This is a genomic window from Thiomicrorhabdus arctica DSM 13458 (assembly GCF_000381085.1).
Lineage (GTDB): Bacteria > Pseudomonadota > Gammaproteobacteria > Thiomicrospirales > Thiomicrospiraceae > Thiomicrorhabdus > Thiomicrorhabdus arctica.
Genome location: NZ_KB905899.1, coordinates 1,513,535 through 1,532,465, shown reverse-complemented (window position 1 = coordinate 1,532,465; position 18,931 = coordinate 1,513,535). Strand labels below are relative to the sequence as shown.

Below are 18,931 nucleotides of genomic sequence, written 5' to 3'. Positions count from 1 at the left end.
ATCAATACGCAATCTATTTATGCCCTGTTCAGGAGCCTATCTATATGAAGACGTACATAAAATCGACCAGGCCTGGTCAGTTAGATCAAGAGGTTGAGCCTGCTACAGGCCATCTTTATTATGTAATTGGCGCTTCCGGGGTAGGTAAAGACAGTCTGTTAAATTATGTACGTCCTTTCTTAAGTTCTGCTCCTGTCGTGTTTGCTCATCGTTACATTACACGTCCTGTCGAGTTAAACGGTGAAAACCATGTCAGACTAAGTGAAGCCGAGTTTTTAAGCCGTCTGCAATACGGTTGTTTTCTATTTGATTGGCAGAGTCACGGTCTGCATTATGGTATCGGTCAGGAAGTGCAAGACTGGTTAGATAGAGGCTTGAATGTCGTCATGAATGGTTCCAGAGGCTATTTGCCCGAGGCGACATTGCGGTTGCCTCAACTTCGACCGGTCTTAATTACTGTTGCATTAGATAAATTAAAAACTCGGCTAGAACAACGTGGCCGAGAAAGCGCCGAGCAAATTCAAGAGCGTTTGTTACGCGCTTCTGAATTTTCTCAGCTAAGTCATCCGAATTTAACGACCGTCAGCAATGATGGAGACTTAACGATAGCGGGACAACAATTGGTGACTGTTTTTCAACAGTAATCTTCTTGCTAGTTAACTTTTTGGACTTCAATCTCAAAGCCACTATCCTGAATAGCCGCTTCCTTAGCAAAGTGAAAGTCAGCCGCAAAGTCTGCGTAGATAGTAAAAAGCGGATCGCCTTTTTTGACCGTTTGCCCGAGTTTTTTATGAATATCCACTCCCGCGGCCTGATCGATTGGTGCGCCAGCTAAGCGCGCAATGTGCGCGATGACAAAATTATTGATACTGCTTACGGATCCATGAATAGGTGCAACCACGTCATAACTAAGCTTCGCTAATCTCAAAGGGTTGGGGTTTCTACCCTGAGCATCAATGATGGCATTAAACTTTTCTAAAGCTTGGCCAGAGTCCAATATGTCCCGTGCAATGTTATAGCCTTGACCGGCCCGCACTTTGATATCAAATTCAATAATGTGCCCGGCCAATTGAAGTGCTTTCTCGCGTAAATGCTGAGAGGCGAGCGGGTCATTTTCTAAGACTCGCATGACATCTCGAGCCTCTAACATTGGGCCAACCCCTGAACCAATCGGCTGCTTGCCATCCGTGATGAGCACCTCCAACGTCAGTCCCAGGTTGTCGCCTACATACTCAAATAATTTACGGAGTTTCATTGCCTTGGCATAACTGTGTACCTTTGCCGTAGGGCCAACTGGGATGTCGATAATAAGATGGGTGACGCCAGCCGCCACTTTTTTAGAGAGAATTGATGCGACCATTTGTCCGGGAGAGTCCATCGACAGTGGACGCTCTACTGCGATTAAAATATCATCCACAGGTGCCAGTTTTGCTGTGCCACCCCAAGCCAAGCAGCCGCCGTGTTGTTGAACAATTTTTTGCAGCGTTTTTATTTCTAATTCTACGTTTGCTAACACCTCCATCGTATCAGCAGAGCCAGCCGGCGAGGTGATTGCTCGACTAGAGGTTTTGGGTATTAACATGCCATAAGCGGCAATGATGGGCATGATTAACATACTCGTACGGTTACCAGGAATGCCACCGATGCAGTGTTTGTCCGCAATCATCGGTTCTTGCCAATCTATGCGCTCACCCGTATCCACCATGGCACGCGTCAAATACAGTACTTCATCTCGGTCCATCTCCGATTCGGCACAGCCAACTAAGTAGGCGGTGATTTCAATTTTGGAATAGCGATTGGCATTAATATCCTGAATTATTTCTAAGTACTCAGTATATTCCAGGCGATCCCCAGAAATTTTTCGGTGAACATAAGAGAGTGATTTAGGTTGCTCGGCATGCCTGACTTTAACCGGAGTGCCTTCGGGTAGGTTAAGTTGTTGGAAAACCTGTTCACTTAATCCAAGCTCATCAATGTTGGTGATTTTTTTATCATCTACCACGTTTAAAACGGCGACCACGGGATGTAAATTACCATTGACATAAATCTCAATTTTATTGAGCGCCTGAAACCCTTGAGTTTGATAGATTTCACAATCCCGGTGCAGGTAAGCAACGTTCTCTTTATAGGTATCAATCGCGATTCTGCGTAATTTAAGAGTGTCCATGGCGCTTCTCAATGCTTAATGTATTACATTCGATTTTAACCGTAATATTGCTGTCTAGAACGAGTTTATTACTCCACGGGATAAGCCTCAAAGTCAGTTTATGTTAATTTTGAGATTAAATCTGTAGGTAAAGGGGCAACTAGGGTGCACTTTGAAAGCGGGTTAGGTTAAACTATCTAGATTGAAAAAAGAGTTGTATTGCGACTGTTATTGGGCTGTATTAGGCTAATTAAACAGAGGATTTGCAGAGCTTTATAAGCCTCTAAGGCTTTGTAATAGTGGAAATTAAAAGGAAGTTATTGTATGCGCGGTGTGAACAAAGTAATTATTGTTGGAACTTTGGGTGCTGATCCAGAAGTGAAATATGCAGCCAATGGCAATGCCATTGCAAATCTAAGTGTGGCCACGAGTGACGAGTGGAATGACAAGAGCACCGGTCAGAAGCAACAAAAAACAGAATGGCACCGAGTCTCTATGTTTGGCAAGATTGCAGAGATTGCAGGGCAGTACCTTAAAAAAGGTTCTCAGGTTTACTTAGAAGGTAAATTGCAGACGCGTAAGTGGCAAGATAAGAATGGCCAGGATCGTTACACGACAGAAGTCGTTATCAGTGGTTTTGACGGTCAGATGCAGATGCTTGGTGGCGGTGGTCAGCGACAGGGTGGGGATACTTCATTTGACCAAAGTCAAGGTGGATTCAGTCAAGCACCACAAGGTAATCCAATGGGTCAGCAAGGCGCTGCGCCAATGGGTGGTCAGCAAGGACGTCCACAGCAACAGCCACAGGGTCAAAATCCGAATGCTGGGCAAGCTTACCAAGGTGGTCAGCAACCACAAAGAGCACCAGCTTATGCACCGAATGATTTTGACGATGACGATGTACCATTCTAAATGACATAAATCTTTTATTGTTAAGAGTCCTAAAACCCGCTAATAGAGCGGGTTTTTTATGCCTTAGATAAGTTGAATTATCTAAGGCAGGCACTAACAACTCACACTAAAAGCATCTTAATTCCAACAAGTGCTAGAAAAATTGCAAAGGCTGTTTTTAGCTGTGTAACATTAAGGCGATATGCTAGCTTAACCCCTATAGGTGCGAAAATCATTGTCATTGGTACTAAAGCTATAAAACCAAGCCAGTTAACATAGCCTGTTGACCCTGTAGGCAAGTTCGGTACATCCCAGCCAATAAGAATATATCCGATTGTTGCAGGAATACTGATGACTAAACCAAATACAGATGCAGTACTGACTGCTTTATGTATTGGGTAAGAAAACAGTGTTAATAAGGGAACCATTAATGTTCCTCCGCCAATCCCTAAGATTGAAGAAAATGACCCTAGAAAAGTCGCAAAAATAGGTTGTCCAGGAGGGCTCGGAAGCTGTTTAGCTATAACTAAACTCATTCTCGTGCTTATTATCATATGAAGAGAGATCACTAAAAGCAAAATTCCAAACATAACCTTCAAGGTTATGCCATCAATAAAGTTGGCGGAAAAGGCTCCTATAAACACCCCTACTATTACAAATGGCAACCAAACCCTTACTAAGCCCCAATCAATACCGCCTTTTTTATGATGGGCTCTAACGGACATAACCGATGTGACGACAATGGTGGATAGTGAAGTTCCTATGGCCAATGGCATTGCAATAGATATATCAATATTCAGATAAATAAAAATATGATAGAGCATTGGGACAATCACAATGCCCCCGCCTACACCTAATAGCCCAGCTAATAGCCCAGCAATCATGCCGCTAATTAATAAAATTGGTAGTAAAATTAGTAGTTCATTCATTATTTTTATCCTTAAAATCCAGAGGCCTTGCCATCACTTCGAGGGTCATAAGCCCCTTCTATTGTTGATGTGGTGTGGCGTACTAATGCACCTGCATGACCTACGGCAGAATCTAAAGGGGATAACCATTCAAAATCATGCCCTTTTTCGCGAAGAAGAGAGTGGTAGTTATCAGGAAAACGGGATTCCAACTTTAAACTCTCGGAAGAATTACCCCAGGTTCGACCTAGGAGCCACCGGGGTTTATTTATAGCCGTTTGTAAATCTTCGTCATAGTAAGCATAGCGGGAAAAAACAGCAGCTTGTGTCTGAGGCTGTCCATCCCCCCCCATTGTTCCATAGGCCATAACACGACCATCCTTAAATAAAGCGATTGCAGGATTTAGCGTATGGAAGGGTTTTTTATGAGGTGCTAATGCACGAATATTAGTAGGATCTAGCGAAAAACTACAGCCTCTATTTTGCCAAACAATACCTGTTTTAGGGAGCATTAATCCACTTCCAAATTCATGGTAAATACTCTGTATAGCACTCACTACTCGCCCTTTAGAATCAATAACGCCAAACCAAGTGGTATCACCTGGAGAGGTCTGCTCTCCCCAAGGTATCGCTTTATCCAAATCGATTTGTTTACTTAATTGGTCCAAATACTCTGGTTCTAACCAGGCTTGAAGTTCTTCAGGTGTTGCAGAGGTATCCATGCGGTTTCGGTGTGAAAATGCAATCTTGGTAGCTTCTACCAGTAAGTGCACATAGTCAGCAGAGTCTATATCGGGTAATTTCTCCGTCCACCGATCGAATAACCCTAAAATCATCAACGAAGCCACGCCTTGAGTAGGTGCTGAAGCATTAAATAATTTTGCATGCGAGGTTTCCAACTCAAGATAGGGTTGCCATGTTGCATGATGACTTTTAAGGTCTTCATGAGTTAAAAAACCTTGGCGGTGAGCAAAGTCATGCGCAATGTCTTCTGATAACTGTCCTCTGTAAAAATCATCGAACCCTTTATAGCCTATATTTTTTAACGTATTTCCCAATGCTGTTTGAGTTAATGATTCTCCAGTCTTGGGTACATTTCCTTTAGGGTAGTAAACGTCGGCAAAAAAGGGATCCAATTGAAGTTCACTGGCTTTGTCTTTTAATGTTTCGGCTAACGAAGGGGTAACTGTAATGCCATTATTAGCTGCGGAAACAGCCTCAGACATCAGCTCAGAAGCATTCATGCTTCCTAGCCATTCGTCCTGACTTTTTTGAAATGCTAAAGACCAAGCTGAAACTGCACCTGCAACAGTATTTGCTGCGAGCTTTCCTCTAAATGGGATTTCATGCACCTCAGAATAGAGTTCAGACTTTACTTTAGAGCCTGAATACCCTGAGGCTTCAATAAAACTGACCCCTTCTTCTGGGTCATAAATAAGCCAGAAAGCATCGCCACCAATTCCTGTCATATGAGGATAGTGAATGGAAAGTGATGCTGCTGTGGCGATAGCTGCTTCAATCGCATTACCACCCGACTTTAAAATATCTAATCCTGCATCCGCGGCAGAGTGGTGCGGAGCCACCACCATGCCATTTTCTGCAATTTGTGTTTCCGGAAAATGTTTCATATTAACTCCAACCAATGGCTTTAGGTAGCCATAGTGCTATTTCAGGGAAAAGCATAACCAAACCAATAACGCTGACTTGCATTCCAATAAATGGAAGAACCCCCTTATAAATTTCTATCGTCTTTATTTCAGGAGGAGCAACCCCTTTGAGGAAAAACAATGACCAACCAAAGGGCGGTGTTAAAAATGAAGTCTGTAAATTAAGCGCTACTAATATGGCAAGCCAGACCATATCAACACCTAAGGCATGAAATATAGGTAATACCAAAGGTAATACAATATAAGAAATCTCTATCCATTCTAAGAAAAACCCTAGAACAAGCAGAAGCAACATCATAAAGAATATTGCACCCCATTCACCGCCAGGAATGATTGAAAAGAGATCCTCTATTAAATAATCCCCATCAAGCCCTCTAAAACTCAATCCAAATATCTGGGCGGCGATGAGAACAAACATAATCATGCCTGTTATTTTTAACGTTTCACGCAAGGTGCCTTTCAGTACGTCCAAACTCAATCTTTTACTTAAAAAGACAAGTAACAAGGCTCCTAGAGCTCCCATAGATGCAGCTTCGGTTGGAGCTGCGACGCCTCCAAGAATTGAACCTAAAACTGCAAAAATCAAAATAAATGGAGGCGCAACAGACTTGAAGAATTGAATCCATAAATCCTTACGTGAATAGCTTTGTCTTTCTTCCAAATCAATAGGAGGAACCTTTTCTGGTGACTTCCAAGCGAGATAAAGAATATATAAAACATACAGTGTCGCGAGCAGTAGGCCTGGAATCAAAGCGGCCGCAAAAAGTGGACCGATGGCTTCACCAGTAATATCGGCAAGCAGTATAAGCACTAAGCTAGGCGGTAAAATCTGCCCCAGCGTCCCAGAAGCGCAAATTGTGCCGCAAGCAACAGAGTGGCTGTAATTGCGGCGTAACAGCGTCGGCAGGGCAATCATGCTTAAAGTAACAACCGTTGCGCCAACAATTCCAGTAGATGCGCCCATCAGCACACCAACAACAATAATGGAAATGGCCATGCCTCCAGGTATTCTTCCAGCTAAGTGCCCCATTACATCGAGCATTTTTTCAGCAAGCCGGGATTTTTCTAGCATTACGCCCATGAAAACAAATAGGGGAACTGCAAGAAGGGTGTAGTTCGTAATGACTCCAAAAATACGAGCGGGGATAAGGTGGAATAAATCAAATCCCATTCCCATTAATCCAAAACCTACGCCTGCTGCGACAATTGAAAACGCAACGGGAACGCCTGCTAGGATGAGGGCAAAAAGTGTAATGACCATTAAAATGGCCAGTGATTGAGGTTCCATAGGTTAGGACTCTTGTTCAGTGTGTGTTAAAGCTTTCAAAAGATGAGCAAAGCCTTGAAGGCCAATTAGTATGAAGCCGGCAGGTAGCAATGCCTTGACTAGGTATCGGTAAGGTAAGCCGCCAGGATCAGGTGAAACCTCATTCATACCATATGATTGCAAAGCATAATCTGTAGTTAGGTAGATCATAAAAATCGCAAATGGCAAAATAATTAATGCCGGAATTAATATATCCATCCAACGTTTAACTCTAAGAGAGTATGTGTGATAAAAAAGGTCTACACGAACGTGCTCACCTTGTTGCAAGGTGTATATAGACCCAAGAATAGCGATAGCTGCAAGTAGGTGCCATTCAAGCTCTTGTAAACCCACAGAGCTCACATGGAAGAAGTTTCTGGCAAGTACATTACCAGCAACCAAGAGAACTAATGCTAAAATTAACCAAGCGCTTAAGCGGCCGATGCTTTCAATGAATGCATCCAGCTTTTGAGATATAGTGACTAATGACATTTTTTGATTAAAGCTTAGTCATTACAATAGCTTCACTACGTGCTTGCCATGCATCATGTTTGGCTTTAAATGCGAAATAACTTTCATGAACTTTTTTGACTAAAGGGTCTTTCCCTGTATAAGTTTCAAAAGTTTTAAAGGTTGTTTCTTTTAGTTTAGCAATGACGGAGTCGGGCAGGGTACGTACTTCAACACCTTGGTTTTTAATTAAATCATCCAAAGCTTCAGAATTATTTCCTTCTGACCACATAAGTCCCATTAGATTACACTCAGCGGCAACCGTTTGAACAATAGCCTGTAGGTCTTTAGGTAAAGTCGCCCAAGCGTCTTTATTAATTAAACATTCGGTAGTATTGCTTGGCTCTGACCACCCTGTGGTGTAGTAGTATTTAGCCGCTTTTTGTAGTCCTATGCGACGATCTTGATAAGGTCCAACAAATTCGGCTGCATCAATAACGCCACGCTCTAAAGCAGGGAAAATTTCGCCACCAGGAAGTAGTTTGACACTGACGCCTAGCTGTTCATAAACTTTCCCTGCTAAGCCTGGTATTCTCATACGCAGTCCTTTTAGGTCTTCAACAGAGTTGATCTCCTTATTGAACCAACCTGTCATTTGGACACCTGTATTACCAGCGGCTAATCCCATGACATTGAAGGGCTTGTAGACCTCATCCCAAAGTTCTTGTCCACCACCTTCTTGTAGCCAGGCATTGGTCCCCTGGAAATTCATTCCAAAAGGAACGGCTGTAAAATATTGTGCTGCAAATGTTTTACCAGCCCAATAGTATGAGTTCGCCCAGTTCATTTCAATGGTTCCCTTGGAAACCGCATCAAACCCTTCCATTGCTGGAATTAACTCACCAGCAGCATAGTGTTTAATGCGCAAGCGTCCGGCAGATAGCTCTTCTATACGCTTACAAAAATAACTTGCGCTTCCAGGGCCTTTTGAATAAAAAGGTGCTCCTGCAGGATAAGCATTCGTCATTTTCCAACGAAATGTTTTGGGTGAACTTGCGTTAGCAACAGAAGGAATGACTGCAGTAGTTACGGCTCCTGCAGCAGCTAATCCAGCAAGTCCAGTTTTTAGAAAATTTCTTCTTTTAATATCCATCTTATAACTCCTAAATAAATTGGTTTAATTTTGATTAGAATTGAATCTGAGTGCCTAACTTAAATGTGCTGACAGAAGGGGAACCCGCGGTATCTGTATTGGTAACGACTGCTGAAAGAAGCGCATTATGACTAGAGATGACATAATTCATGCCTAGCTCAGTTTTATCCATGGTTCCAGAACCAACTGCGTCATAATCAAACTGCTGTACACGCGCATAAGGCTGAAATTGCCCAATTCCGACTTTTGTTGGGAATAGGTAAGAAGCCAATACCAAATAAGAGTTTCCTGCTTTAAGGGAAACGTCAGTCACGCCATTAAGGTCATAAGAGTAATAAGCACCTTCCAGCGTACCGACACCACCCGTTGCAAGTTTCTTCTCTAGTAAGAAGTCAGCATTCCAGGCTGTAAAATCTCCTTGGTTCGCAATATCGGTTCCTGCACCATTCTTTTGGTAAGCTCCACCAATACCGAAGGAAAGGATATCTTTTGTTCCATGATAGGTGCTGCGATTAAAGTAACCAGACTCGGCATCCCATAGATTCAATGCAAGGCGACCGGAATAAAGCAAGCTACCAGAATCATTCGGACCTCCCGCATCAGACCGACCTTGAGTAGCACCAAAGTAGTACTTAACTTTTTTATCATTGGCTAGACCCCAAAAGATGACACCGTCATCTCTGCCGGCATTAATGGATGGATACTTTCGTACGGAAGGGAAATCAAAGGACGCTTGGTAGAATGGCCCGTCTAAGTTAGCCCTGTCGGTGGGAATCAAAACTCGACCAGCCCAGATATTCAAAGCATCACTGATATGGAACTTTGCTGCAGCGTCTAACATCTTTATATTATCATTAGCATCTTTTTCAGTATTAAAGGTGAACTGAATCCCTTTCATAGCTTGAGCTGTTAGATAAAAGCGCATATTGTTAACGGCCATATCTGGTGCGATTGTAGCGCCACTAGCATCCTTAGCATCCGTGGATGTAATACTTGTTCTAAGGCCTGCGCCAATTTTTATCCATCGATCGTCATCGATATTAAGTGTCACGCCAGCATTTGCAATTGGCGTTGCTGAAAGCAGTGCTCCACCAGTCAGAGCGCAGGCAAGTAATCCAAGCGCTCGGTTTTGATTTTTAGACTTCATTCTTTATCTCCTAATTAATATACATATCATTTGTAAACTATCAGATACCCAATTAGCAGGAGGTGTGCCAAAGATTTATATTAGCAGTAACTACTTGATAATATTGTGTTTAATGAGTTTTAAGGCCTAAGTTTTAAATTAAAATTTTCTAATATGCACCATAAAATAATGTCTTTATCAAGAACCTTTGTTTACAATAAGCATGGTTTAGGGCTCGTTTGTATATGGATTACGTCCACTTGTTCTTAATTGCTTTCGATTAACACTACAATTTAGCTATCTTGTATACAATTGACACAAATAACCTGTTTTATTCACGCACCAAATTGGAGCAACTCTAAAAGGCAAGGGGGGTTAAAAATGAATACCGATACACATATCATTAATTTATTGATAAAAAATGGACGTGCTTCATTTGCGGATATAGCACGAGAGATTGGAGTCTCTCGTGCTTATGTTAGGCAGCGTGTACACAAACTAGTTGATGAAGGTATGATTGAGCAATTTACAGCCGTTATAAACCCTGACAAACTTGGTAAGTCTTTGTCAGCTTTTCTTGATGTAAAAGTTGCCCCGCAAGGAATTGAGGCCATTGCGCATGAATTAGCGGAGTGTCCTGAAGTAGTAAGTCTATATATTATGAGTGATATGAAAAGTCTTCATATTCATACGTTAACGAATGATACGGAAGCGTTAGATCGTTTTTCACGTGAACATTTATTTTCACGTGAACATATTATCGATGTGGATTGTAAAACTTTACTTACTCGTGTAAAAAATCGTCGCGGCGGACCTAGACTTTAGTATTAGGGGTTGACACCCATAGAATTGACAAAAAATACACAATTTATGTTTATCATATAAATTTTCAGTCTTTAAAGTTGGATAGCATAAATGGTTAACTTTCTTGATATGAACAATAATTGGGTCATGTAGATCTACTATATATTCTTAGAGTTTAAAGCCCTTTTAACCTGGTTGTTGCAGCCTTTTATTGCAATATAACTAAAGTGATAAGGGGCATAGACCTCAATATCAATTTTTTGTATTGAATGGAATCCAGTCGACTCTAGCCATTTCTTAGATTGCTCTGGTGTCGGTCTAATCTCTAAAGAAGGGCCCCTTGGCGTTTCAATATCACTTCTCCAGTGCATTATGGATAAAACTCCGTTGGGTTTTAACAGTTGATAAGCTTGTTTTAAAAGTCCACCTGGGTTTTCAAGATGGAGCAGGTTATAGATCATAACGTGTGTGGCAGATTCGTCTGTTAATCCAGTACCATGTTGAATAAAATCTTGTTGCTGTAGTTTAATATTGAAAATGTGCTGTTGGTGTGCCAATTCGGTTACTGAGTTTATTGCTGAAGGTTCGATATCGAATGCATATAAGGTTTTCTGAGTATGTAAGCTGGCAGGCATGGTAAAGGTTCCGTAACCACAGCCAAATTCAATGGTGTTGCCAGGAGGGGTGTTGGTAAAAAGTTTTTCAATGATGCGAGGCGCATCAAAGAAATTGTTCCAATACTCCATATCAGGCATACCACTTTGTCTAATCTTCAATTATATGCTCCTGTTACTTTGCATTAAACCACCTGGTTTATCTCAAAAGGTAATCCTGCCGCTTTCCACTCGGGAAAACCCTCTTCTAATCTAAGTGCTTTAAGCCCTCTTTGACGTAAAGCCTCTACCATTTGGTATGAGTATGCGCAATAGGGGCCTCTGCAGTAGGCAACAACCGTTTTGTCATGTGGTATATCGTTTATTTTTTGTTCGATTGATTCAGGCGAAATGTTGACCGCGCCCTTGATGTGACCCTGCTCAAACTCTTTAAGGGGTCTAACATCCAGTAGCAAAATCGCACAAGTATTCATTTTAGAGAGCAATTCTTTACTGGAAATAGCCTCTTTATCGATATAGCTCGGTAGGATATTTTGTTTTAGGCGGGTTACTTCCGCTAAATGATTTTCAGCCGTTCTTCTCAAGCAACTAATCAGTTGAATGACGTCATCACCGGCAATTTTGTAGAGTCGGCTTTTACCCTGTTTTCTCATTAAAACCAGGCCATTTTGCTTTAGGATTTGTAAGTGTCTTGATGTGTTTGCAGTGCTTAGACTGGTTAGCTGGCTGAGCTCATCCACGCTACGTTCAGCCTGTGCCAGGTAGTCGAGTAACTCGATTCTTTGTGGCGAAGCTAAACTTTGCGTGATGAGTGCAAGCTGTTCAAAAAGTTGCTTTTTGATTTCAGACATTATCTTTCCTTACTCAATTAAGTAATTGAATGATATGTCATGGGCTTGCCAATTTCAATTTATCCAGTGATATTTGCGTTAATGATTTCATCCATTTTGTCTGGAAAGGGCGGTAATTCCTCTAGAATTTTTTCAATAAAAGCCTCTTTTGTTAACTTCAGAGAGGCGTTGTTGGCCTTTTCGTAACCGATGGTAGAGCTGGGTTTTGCAGAAAGTCCTACACCACACACGCTTCCCGCTTTAGCCCCGGGTAGTATTTCAATGTGATCAGGCAGTGTCAGAATTTTGCTATGAATTGAATCATATAAATGCCCTGCCATTTTTCTTTCATGGCCTCTTAAGTCTGGTCGACCTACACTTCCGACAAACAGAGTGTGTTGAGAAATTAAAAACCAAGGTAAAGGTCCGCGTGAAAAATCGGTCACTAATAGACAAATAGAATCCATGGTATGTCCTGGAGTGTGAAAGACTTCAACGCCCACATTACCCGCGGTAAATTTGTGACCGTCTTTGAGAGGGGTGAATGGAAAGTTTGGGGTGGATGATTCATGAAGCATATAGCTTGCACCGGTGCGTTTTGCAAGTTCCATGGCACCAGAAAAGTGATCGGCGTGAATATGCGTATCGATGACATAGTCTATATTGACCCCTTTTTGAGCCGCTTGTTCTATAAACCACTCTACGTCTTCTTTATGCACATCAATGGCGATACTTTTTCCTTGTCCAGCACATCCCATGAAGTAAGCAATAGAGGATGGATCTGATGGGACTTCTCTCTGAATTAAAAACATATGTTTCTCCAGTGTAATGGTATTGGTCTAGCGAGTAATGATTGCGTTAATGTAAATATAAAACAATCAATTGTTTGATTGAATGTTAAAATAATCCCTGCTACAATGCAACAAGTATTTTTGAAGAGAGAAGGGATATGTCTGAAGATAAAAAAAATATAGAACCAGTAACGCATGCGTTCAATACACTTGAAACCGATATCAAACATGGAATATCAGCTAATAAACACCAATTTAGTTTACATTTGATTCAAATTTTCCTCGTGGGCCTGACGATTGGAATGACAAGAGTTGTGGTACCTGGCCTGGCAGAAACTGAGTTTGGATTGGCTGATCAAGCATTTTTTTTACTGGCATCCTTTGTAGTAGTCTTCGGAGTTGTCAAAGCCGTTATGAATCTGTTTGCAGGCAAACTGAGTGAGAATTATGGCAGAAAGACGGTATTGCTCTGGGGTTGGTTAGTCGCTTTGCCAGTGCCTTTTATATTGCTCTATGCGCAAAGTTGGAATTGGATTATTTTTGCGACAATTCTTTTAGGCTTTAACCAAGGTCTGTGTTGGTCAATGGCGTTAAACAGTAAGTTGGATTTGGCTAAGTCAACGCAAAAAGGGTTTGTGAATGGTGTAAATGAATTTTCAGGTTATGCAGCAGTAGGTGTAGCAGGGCTAGTGACAGCTTATTTAGTCGATTTATTGGGGGCAAAAGAGGGCTTATTCATCTTCAGTTTAGTTGTCATTCTCTCCGGATTATTATTGGCTAAATTTACTATTATAGAGACGTTACCGTGGGCAGAGTTACACCATCAAAAGGCTCTTGCAGCAGGTCAAACCAGTGAACATCAGAGTCTTGCTCAATTATTTAAAACCGCAAGTATAGACGATAGAAATTTGGTTGCTCTTAATCAGGCAGGCCTGGTTGAGAAGTTCACTGATGCGATTATTTGGGTGTTTTTACCGATCTATTTCTTACAACAGGGTCTAACGCTGATTGAGGCGGGTGCCATTATTGCGATTTACGGTGTGGTCTGGGGTGCAAGTCAGTTAGTGACCGGACCTCTATCGGATAAGATTGGTCGTAAAGGTTTAATCGTCTGGGGAATGTGGTTTTGTGGTTTGGGGGTGCTAGCGATTCCATTGAGCAATGAGGTTTATTTATGGAGTTTAGAGGCGGCTTTTATTGGTCTAGGTATGGCAATGCTTTACCCAAACTTGGGGGCGGCAGTGGGCGATTTTGCTCCTGCCAAACACCGAGCAAGTTTAATCGGGATTTATCGTTTTTGGCGAGATTCGGGCTATGCGTTTGGCGCTTTGTTAATGGGACTTATGGCGCAGTGGTCTCAGGACTTAGTTTCCCCTTTCTGGTTTGTCGGTGCGGCGATGTTATTGTCGGGCTTGTGGGTGCAGATGATTCTGCCCAAAAAATCATAAATAATTTAAAGGAGAGGTAAATGGATGTTTTGGTGCAGTATTTATTGTTAGTGCTTGTGTTGTCGATGGTTTTTGGAGCGGTGGCACAAATCAGTCAATTTTGTCCAGTAGGCGGACTGAGAGAGGTGATGTCAAATCAGGGGGCACATCGATTATGGACCTATTTAGTGGCGATTGCCGTCGCTATGATGGGTGTGACCTTGATTGAGTTTTTTCAATGGGTCGATTTGACGGGGACGAAGCCCAACTATAGAGCTGAGGAGTTTGCTTATGGGCGTTATATTCTTGGAGGATTTATTTTTGGATTCGGCATGGTTTTATCTATGGGATGTGGAATGAGAAATCTAGTGAGAGTCGGTCAGGGTAGTCTCAAGGCCATATTATTGGTATTGGTGATGGCATTAACGGCCTATGTCATGACCAAGACCTCGGTGTATGCTGATCTCTTTATGCCGATAGTAATGCCTTTTTCAGTCAACTTTAGTGCCGCGACGAGTCAAGATTTAGGGTCACTATTTTTGAATTCTAATCGTTCAAGTGATATAGAAAGCACTCGATTAGCTATTGCGCTCATCATCTCCTTACCAATTTTATATTTTGCTCTGAAAAATCCACAATTCCGTAAACCGAGATATCTATTAAGTGCTTTAATCATCGGTTTAGCCATTACGGCAGGTTTTTATCTCACGGGCGCGGAAACGGGCCAGACCTTGATTGCAGAAGCAGAGTTTATGGAGGTGCCGCCATTAGGGCTTGGCACACAATCTTATAGCTTTGCCGCTCCAATGGCTGATACCGTCTATGCGGTTTTCAATCCTAGTAGCTTGTCGGTAATCACTTTTGGTGTCGTTGCGGTGATTGGTCTCCCATTAGGAGCATTTCTATCCAGTGTGATACGCAAAGAGTTCAAGACGGAACTTGGCTTTTTTTCGCGCAAAGATGTTTTGCTAAGTATATTAGGTGCAGTACTGGTCGGAGTCGGCAGTGTATTAGCAATGGGTTGTTCAGTGGGCCATGGTCTGACAGGGGTTTCGACCTTGGCATTAGGCTCATTTTTAGCTCTATTTAGCATTGCTTTAGGTGCATTTGTGGGGATAAAACTAGAGGCTCGATTTTAATAGGTTTTGCATGGTTTTCTGAAGTTGATTTACTGAAAGGGCGTCTAAAACGCCTTTTTTTATTGCCTGAATTAGTCGTGCCATGTTTTAGTAGGCCAGATCAGTTTGATAACTTAATTTTCACGGAGTATGATTGGTGTTTGGAGTTTTATAAAATAAAGGGATAAAGAACGATGTATTATCAAGTAGAAAGTAAAAAGTCATTTGAGCAAGCTGTTGCCGATTTAGACGTTGCGGTAAAAAGCCATAGTTTTGGTGTGTTGCATATTCATGATTTGGGTGCAACTTTGCGCAGCAAAGGTATTGAATTTAAAGAAGAATGTAAAGTATTTGAAGTGTGTAATCCTGTTAAAGCGGCAGAGGTTTTAGCCATTGATATGCGTTTGAATATGGCTTTACCTTGCCGTATTTCGGTTTTTACGGAAAATGATCAAACCTATATTGGCATGATCGAGCCCGCAAAAGTATTGGCTCTTTTATCAAGTGATGACTCATTAACTAAGATCGCGAACGACGTTGAACAAGAAACAATCCAAATGATTGATGAAGCGAAATAAAGTCTTAGCTCACTGTGCCTAATTCAATGGTAGGTCAGTCAATCAAAAAACATGCAAGAAAAGAGGTGATAAACCTAGCTATCAGCTCTTTAACTCTGTTGCGATATTGCTCTCACCCATGATTGTCGCGCTGAACTTTAGTGGGTCAGAGAGTGATGATTAGCAGTAATAACATTGTGTAGACAGCTTTATACATAACAGGCTGAGAGTGACACTTAACATGTTTCAGGCCTGCTTGTTATGCCACTCTGTTAGTCTTTAATCATCAATAATCGATTCACCCAAAATTTCTCTCCTAATTTTTATCAAATAGCCTTAATGTTTAAGACATTTGGTCGATACCTTATTTAGAGGTATTCACAAAATGAAAAATGATAAAACTTTAGCACCCGCAGTGAAGTATTTCTTCAAGCATCTAGAAAGGCGTTCCGAACAGATAAAGTCGGGAATTTCTGAAGTCTCATCATTACATAAAGATATTCCGTTTGAAGAGGTTGAAGGCTTCTTTAGACAGATCATGACTCAGAATATATTTATTCATACCGTGGGTTTGAATGGCAAGCATGAATCGACAATTTTGGCGAAAGCCATTTTTAGTATGGACAAAGTTGTGCGAGTTTATTACAGCACAAGTTTTGATGAGGATAATATTGGTTTTATTAGAGTACGTCCTGATTCAGAAGAACAGTTAATTATTGTCGAACGAGTGCATGGTTTAAGAGTAAAGTCTGAGCGTATTTACGTTAGTCGTGATCAATGTCATGTGGTGCGTTTTATGGTTCGTTGGTTAATGCGTCGTATTGATTGGGATAAAACTAAGTTGAATAATTTAGAGTTGTATAAGCGCGTTGTTGCTCAGGAGCAGGAAGAGCTAAAGCGTCAGATTGAGGAACAAATTGCTCAGAAAGAGGCTGAAGAGCTACAACGTGCTTTAGAAAAATTCAATCAGAAAAAATCAAGAGGTGTCTATTCACGTTAAAATGGTTTAGGCAATTTAGCCGCAGTAATTGGCAAGACCATTATTAGGTTTTTAGCCATGCTGCGTCTGAGTATCAATTGTTATCGGCTTAGTTTGAGCGATTGACTGCGAGGTCGGCCAAGGCGTTAAGAGCGCTTTTAAAATCACTGTCAGCTAAAGGCGATAAAGCTTTTTTAGCAAGTTTAACTTCATTTAACGCAATCTTCTTGGTGTAATCAATCGCGCCCGAGTTTTTAATAATCTCAGTTACTTCTGCGAGTAGTGCTATTCCTTCACTTTCAATGGCGCGACGAATAATAGATTTTTCGTTATCTGTCCCTTTCTCAAGGCTATAGATTAATGGCAGCGTTGGCTTGCCTTCTGCTAGATCATCACCGATATTTTTACCCAGTTCAATCTCATTTGCAGTGTAATCCAATACATCATCAATAAGCTGGAAAGCCGCACCTAAGTGACGACCGTAGGCGATAAAAGCCGATTCTAGTTCGGGTTTGTTGGCTAAAATTGGCCCCATCTGAGTCGCGGCTTCAAATAGCTTGGCTGTTTTACGATGAATGACTTCCATATAACGTTCTTGACTGGTATCGGCATCATGGCAGTTAAGCAGTTGTAGAACTTCCCCTTCAGCAATCACGTTAGTCGCTTCAGACATCACTTGCATGATTCGAATCTGACCAGGTTCAATCATCATTTCAAATGAACGGGAGTATAAGAAATCTCCCACAAGAACGCTGGCGGCATTGCCCCATACTTCATTGGCTGTTTTATTGCCTCGACGGGTATCGGATTCATCTACGACATCATCATGGAGCAAGGTTGAGGTATGGATGAATTCAATGACGGCCGCCATTAAGTGGTGGTCTGTGCCCTGGTAGCCACATGCACGTGCCGACAATAAGACTAATAAAGGGCGCAATCGTTTGCCCCCGCTATTAATAATATAGTGGCCAATTTGGTTAATCAAAACAACATCAGATGATAAGCGGTCAATGATAAGTTGATTGACGGCTTCAATGTCATTCTGAATGAGCGTGTTGATGTCGGTAAGAGTCATGGGTTTCAAGGCTGTTTATTTATATCAAAAGTGTGAAAGCCGCTATTTTAGTATGAATAGCAGAAGGACGCCAGTGTTTGCATGGCAACAGTATAAAATTGCATCTATTGATTCTATTCAACTCTGTTGTGATAGCTGATATGGGTTGTTTGAATAGGGTATAATTATCAATCTGTTAGGCTTAAATATTTTGTCAATGTGAACTTTCTATCGACTCTATATTAAACAGAGTAGGGTTTTTTCTAAAAAAGAGTTAATTTGTTTTGACCTAGTATTAAAAAGTCTATATAATCCCGGCTTTGTCGTAATCTGCGACTGTATAACAGAATTTATTAAAATCCGGGAGAAGTTTCATGTATGCAGTAATTAAAACCGGTGGTAAGCAATATCGAGTTCGTGAAGGTCAAACTCTACGCATTGAATCTTTAAATGCAGAAGCTGGTGATACAGTTGAATTTGACGAAGTATTGATGATTGGTGAAGGTGCGGATATTAAAATCGGCTCGCCTTTTGTTGAAGGTGCAAAAATTGCAGCTACTGTTGAATCAAACGGTCGTGGTAAGAAAGTAACCATCATCAAGTTCCGTCGTCGTAAGAACCGATCTAAAACTAAGCAAGGCCACCGCCAGAATTATACTGAAGTAAAAATCGGTAAGATTTCAGCTTAAATAATAATTGAATCGAAACAGGGGTTGCTTCTTAGTAGGGGGCAACGCTGTTAATTAAAGGACTATACCATGGCTCATAAGAAAGCAGCAGGTAGTACTAAAAACGGTCGCGACTCCAATGCCAAACGCCTTGGCGTTAAAGCATTCGGTGGTGAGCAAGTTTCTGCAGGAAGCATTATCGTTCGTCAGCGTGGGACTAAGTTTCACCCAGGTGTAAACGTTGGTCGCGGTAAGGATGATACCTTATTCGCTAAAGCAGACGGCGCGGTTGCGTTTGTTTATAAAGGTAAGCCATTACGTACATACGTAACGATTGTTTCTGAATAATTTCAGTTTCAACTTATCTAAAAACGCCCCGCATTGACGGGGCGTTTTTGTTTGTAGATAAAAAACAGACTAACGTTCATTATTAATGGGTATA

Annotated in this window: 20 protein-coding genes; 9 read left to right on the top strand and 11 right to left on the bottom strand. The window is 41.5% G+C overall.

All coding sequences use genetic code 11. The features are described 5' to 3' along the window. The first annotated feature begins 44 nt into the window (after positions 1-44). Entirely contained in the window at positions 45-644 is a 600-nt protein-coding gene (phnN, locus tag F612_RS0107130; protein ID WP_019557075.1) for a phosphonate metabolism protein/1,5-bisphosphokinase (PRPP-forming) PhnN, read from the top strand. A gap of 8 nt (positions 645-652) precedes the next feature. On the opposite strand, the gene F612_RS0107125 is transcribed toward phnN, so the two are convergent. Next, entirely contained in the window at positions 653-2,167 is a 1,515-nt protein-coding gene (locus F612_RS0107125; protein ID WP_019557074.1) for a thymidine phosphorylase family protein, read from the bottom strand. 303 nt (positions 2,168-2,470) lie between these two features. Between F612_RS0107125 and ssb the strand changes: the two genes are divergently transcribed. Next, positions 2,471-3,058, top strand: coding sequence for a single-stranded DNA-binding protein (ssb, locus tag F612_RS0107120; RefSeq protein WP_019557073.1), 588 nt, complete (start codon positions 2,471-2,473; stop codon positions 3,056-3,058). Between the two features lie 101 nt (positions 3,059-3,159). On the opposite strand, the gene F612_RS0107115 is transcribed toward ssb, so the two are convergent. Genes F612_RS0107115 through F612_RS0107090 form a run of 6 tightly spaced genes read right to left on the bottom strand, consistent with a single transcriptional unit; the run spans position 3,160 to position 9,668 of the window. Beyond that, entirely contained in the window at positions 3,160-3,966 is an 807-nt protein-coding gene (locus F612_RS0107115; RefSeq protein WP_019557072.1) for a sulfite exporter TauE/SafE family protein, read from the bottom strand. 11 nt (positions 3,967-3,977) lie between these two features. Then, positions 3,978-5,573: a gamma-glutamyltransferase family protein gene (locus F612_RS0107110; RefSeq protein WP_019557071.1), complete on the bottom strand. Its 1,596-nt coding sequence runs from the start codon at positions 5,571-5,573 to the stop codon at positions 3,978-3,980. 1 nt (position 5,574) lies between these two features. Then, the gene (locus F612_RS0107105; RefSeq protein ID WP_019557070.1) at positions 5,575-6,900 is read right to left on the bottom strand and encodes a TRAP transporter large permease; all 1,326 of its coding nucleotides are present in this window, start codon (positions 6,898-6,900) and stop codon (positions 5,575-5,577) included. 3 nt (positions 6,901-6,903) lie between these two features. Next, positions 6,904-7,410, bottom strand: coding sequence for a TRAP transporter small permease subunit (locus tag F612_RS0107100; protein ID WP_019557069.1), 507 nt, complete (start codon positions 7,408-7,410; stop codon positions 6,904-6,906). A gap of 7 nt (positions 7,411-7,417) precedes the next feature. After that, a complete protein-coding gene (locus F612_RS0107095) occupies positions 7,418-8,521 on the bottom strand; it encodes a TRAP transporter substrate-binding protein (protein WP_019557068.1) in 1,104 nt (367 codons plus the stop codon). A gap of 34 nt (positions 8,522-8,555) precedes the next feature. After that, positions 8,556-9,668, bottom strand: a complete 1,113-nt coding sequence (locus tag F612_RS0107090; RefSeq protein WP_019557067.1) for a hypothetical protein — start codon at positions 9,666-9,668, stop codon at positions 8,556-8,558. A 360-nt stretch (positions 9,669-10,028) separates the two neighbouring features. On the opposite strand from F612_RS0107090, the gene F612_RS0107085 reads away from it, so the two are divergent. Further along, positions 10,029-10,472 carry an Lrp/AsnC family transcriptional regulator gene (locus F612_RS0107085; protein WP_019557066.1) on the top strand — a complete coding sequence of 148 codons (444 nt, stop codon included), beginning with the start codon at positions 10,029-10,031 and terminating at the stop codon, positions 10,470-10,472. 137 nt (positions 10,473-10,609) lie between these two features. Here the strand turns inward: F612_RS0107085 and F612_RS12355 are convergent, their stop codons facing one another. The 3 genes from F612_RS12355 to F612_RS0107070 are packed head-to-tail and all read right to left on the bottom strand — an operon-like array spanning position 10,610 to position 12,707. Beyond that, entirely contained in the window at positions 10,610-11,227 is a 618-nt protein-coding gene (locus tag F612_RS12355; protein WP_157760470.1) for a class I SAM-dependent methyltransferase, read from the bottom strand. A 23-nt stretch (positions 11,228-11,250) separates the two neighbouring features. Continuing rightward, entirely contained in the window at positions 11,251-11,916 is a 666-nt protein-coding gene (locus F612_RS0107075; RefSeq protein ID WP_019557064.1) for an ArsR/SmtB family transcription factor, read from the bottom strand. A gap of 59 nt (positions 11,917-11,975) precedes the next feature. Beyond that, on the bottom strand, positions 11,976-12,707 hold the full coding sequence (locus tag F612_RS0107070) for an MBL fold metallo-hydrolase (RefSeq protein WP_019557063.1): 732 nt from the start codon (positions 12,705-12,707) through the stop codon (positions 11,976-11,978). Positions 12,708-12,844: 137 nt separating this feature from the next. Here F612_RS0107070 and F612_RS0107065 point away from each other — a divergent pair, with 137 nt between their 5' ends. The 4 genes from F612_RS0107065 to F612_RS0107050 all read left to right on the top strand — a co-directional run bounded on the left by F612_RS0107065 (position 12,845) and on the right by F612_RS0107050 (position 16,788). After that, entirely contained in the window at positions 12,845-14,134 is a 1,290-nt protein-coding gene (locus F612_RS0107065; RefSeq protein WP_019557062.1) for an MFS transporter, read from the top strand. A gap of 20 nt (positions 14,135-14,154) precedes the next feature. Then, the gene (locus tag F612_RS0107060) at positions 14,155-15,252 is read left to right on the top strand and encodes a YeeE/YedE family protein (protein ID WP_019557061.1); all 1,098 of its coding nucleotides are present in this window, start codon (positions 14,155-14,157) and stop codon (positions 15,250-15,252) included. A 173-nt stretch (positions 15,253-15,425) separates the two neighbouring features. Further along, entirely contained in the window at positions 15,426-15,809 is a 384-nt protein-coding gene (locus tag F612_RS0107055; RefSeq protein WP_019557060.1) for a DUF302 domain-containing protein, read from the top strand. 364 nt (positions 15,810-16,173) lie between these two features. Then, entirely contained in the window at positions 16,174-16,788 is a 615-nt protein-coding gene (locus F612_RS0107050) for a hypothetical protein (protein ID WP_019557059.1), read from the top strand. An 88-nt stretch (positions 16,789-16,876) separates the two neighbouring features. Here the strand turns inward: F612_RS0107050 and ispB are convergent, their stop codons facing one another. Next, the gene (gene ispB, locus F612_RS0107045) at positions 16,877-17,842 is read right to left on the bottom strand and encodes an octaprenyl diphosphate synthase (protein WP_019557058.1); all 966 of its coding nucleotides are present in this window, start codon (positions 17,840-17,842) and stop codon (positions 16,877-16,879) included. A 353-nt stretch (positions 17,843-18,195) separates the two neighbouring features. Between ispB and rplU the strand changes: the two genes are divergently transcribed. Both rplU and rpmA read left to right on the top strand, forming a co-directional pair. Beyond that, complete coding sequence (gene rplU, locus F612_RS0107040; protein ID WP_019557057.1) at positions 18,196-18,510, top strand: 50S ribosomal protein L21; 315 nt, start codon at positions 18,196-18,198, stop codon at positions 18,508-18,510. A gap of 69 nt (positions 18,511-18,579) precedes the next feature. Next, entirely contained in the window at positions 18,580-18,837 is a 258-nt protein-coding gene (rpmA, locus tag F612_RS0107035) for a 50S ribosomal protein L27 (RefSeq protein WP_019557056.1), read from the top strand. Positions 18,838-18,931 lie beyond the last annotated feature (94 nt).

Excerpts from the sequence above, each read along its gene's own strand:
- phnN (WP_019557075.1), top strand. The coding sequence starts at position 45 with ATGAAGACGTACATAAAATCGACCAGGCCTGGTCAGTTAGATCAAGAG.
- F612_RS0107125 (WP_019557074.1), bottom strand. The coding sequence starts at position 2,167 with ATGGACACTCTTAAATTACGCAGAATCGCGATTGATACCTATAAAGAG.
- ssb (WP_019557073.1), top strand. The coding sequence starts at position 2,471 with ATGCGCGGTGTGAACAAAGTAATTATTGTTGGAACTTTGGGTGCTGAT.
- F612_RS0107115 (WP_019557072.1), bottom strand. The coding sequence starts at position 3,966 with ATGAATGAACTACTAATTTTACTACCAATTTTATTAATTAGCGGCATG.
- F612_RS0107110 (WP_019557071.1), bottom strand. The coding sequence starts at position 5,573 with ATGAAACATTTTCCGGAAACACAAATTGCAGAAAATGGCATGGTGGTG.
- F612_RS0107105 (WP_019557070.1), bottom strand. The coding sequence starts at position 6,900 with ATGGAACCTCAATCACTGGCCATTTTAATGGTCATTACACTTTTTGCC.
- F612_RS0107100 (WP_019557069.1), bottom strand. The coding sequence starts at position 7,410 with ATGTCATTAGTCACTATATCTCAAAAGCTGGATGCATTCATTGAAAGC.
- F612_RS0107095 (WP_019557068.1), bottom strand. The coding sequence starts at position 8,521 with ATGGATATTAAAAGAAGAAATTTTCTAAAAACTGGACTTGCTGGATTA.
- F612_RS0107090 (WP_019557067.1), bottom strand. The coding sequence starts at position 9,668 with ATGAAGTCTAAAAATCAAAACCGAGCGCTTGGATTACTTGCCTGCGCT.
- F612_RS0107085 (WP_019557066.1), top strand. The coding sequence starts at position 10,029 with ATGAATACCGATACACATATCATTAATTTATTGATAAAAAATGGACGT.
- F612_RS0107075 (WP_019557064.1), bottom strand. The coding sequence starts at position 11,916 with ATGTCTGAAATCAAAAAGCAACTTTTTGAACAGCTTGCACTCATCACG.
- F612_RS0107070 (WP_019557063.1), bottom strand. The coding sequence starts at position 12,707 with ATGTTTTTAATTCAGAGAGAAGTCCCATCAGATCCATCCTCTATTGCT.
- F612_RS0107065 (WP_019557062.1), top strand. The coding sequence starts at position 12,845 with ATGTCTGAAGATAAAAAAAATATAGAACCAGTAACGCATGCGTTCAAT.
- F612_RS0107060 (WP_019557061.1), top strand. The coding sequence starts at position 14,155 with ATGGATGTTTTGGTGCAGTATTTATTGTTAGTGCTTGTGTTGTCGATG.
- F612_RS0107055 (WP_019557060.1), top strand. The coding sequence starts at position 15,426 with ATGTATTATCAAGTAGAAAGTAAAAAGTCATTTGAGCAAGCTGTTGCC.
- F612_RS0107050 (WP_019557059.1), top strand. The coding sequence starts at position 16,174 with ATGAAAAATGATAAAACTTTAGCACCCGCAGTGAAGTATTTCTTCAAG.
- ispB (WP_019557058.1), bottom strand. The coding sequence starts at position 17,842 with ATGACTCTTACCGACATCAACACGCTCATTCAGAATGACATTGAAGCC.
- rplU (WP_019557057.1), top strand. The coding sequence starts at position 18,196 with ATGTATGCAGTAATTAAAACCGGTGGTAAGCAATATCGAGTTCGTGAA.
- rpmA (WP_019557056.1), top strand. The coding sequence starts at position 18,580 with ATGGCTCATAAGAAAGCAGCAGGTAGTACTAAAAACGGTCGCGACTCC.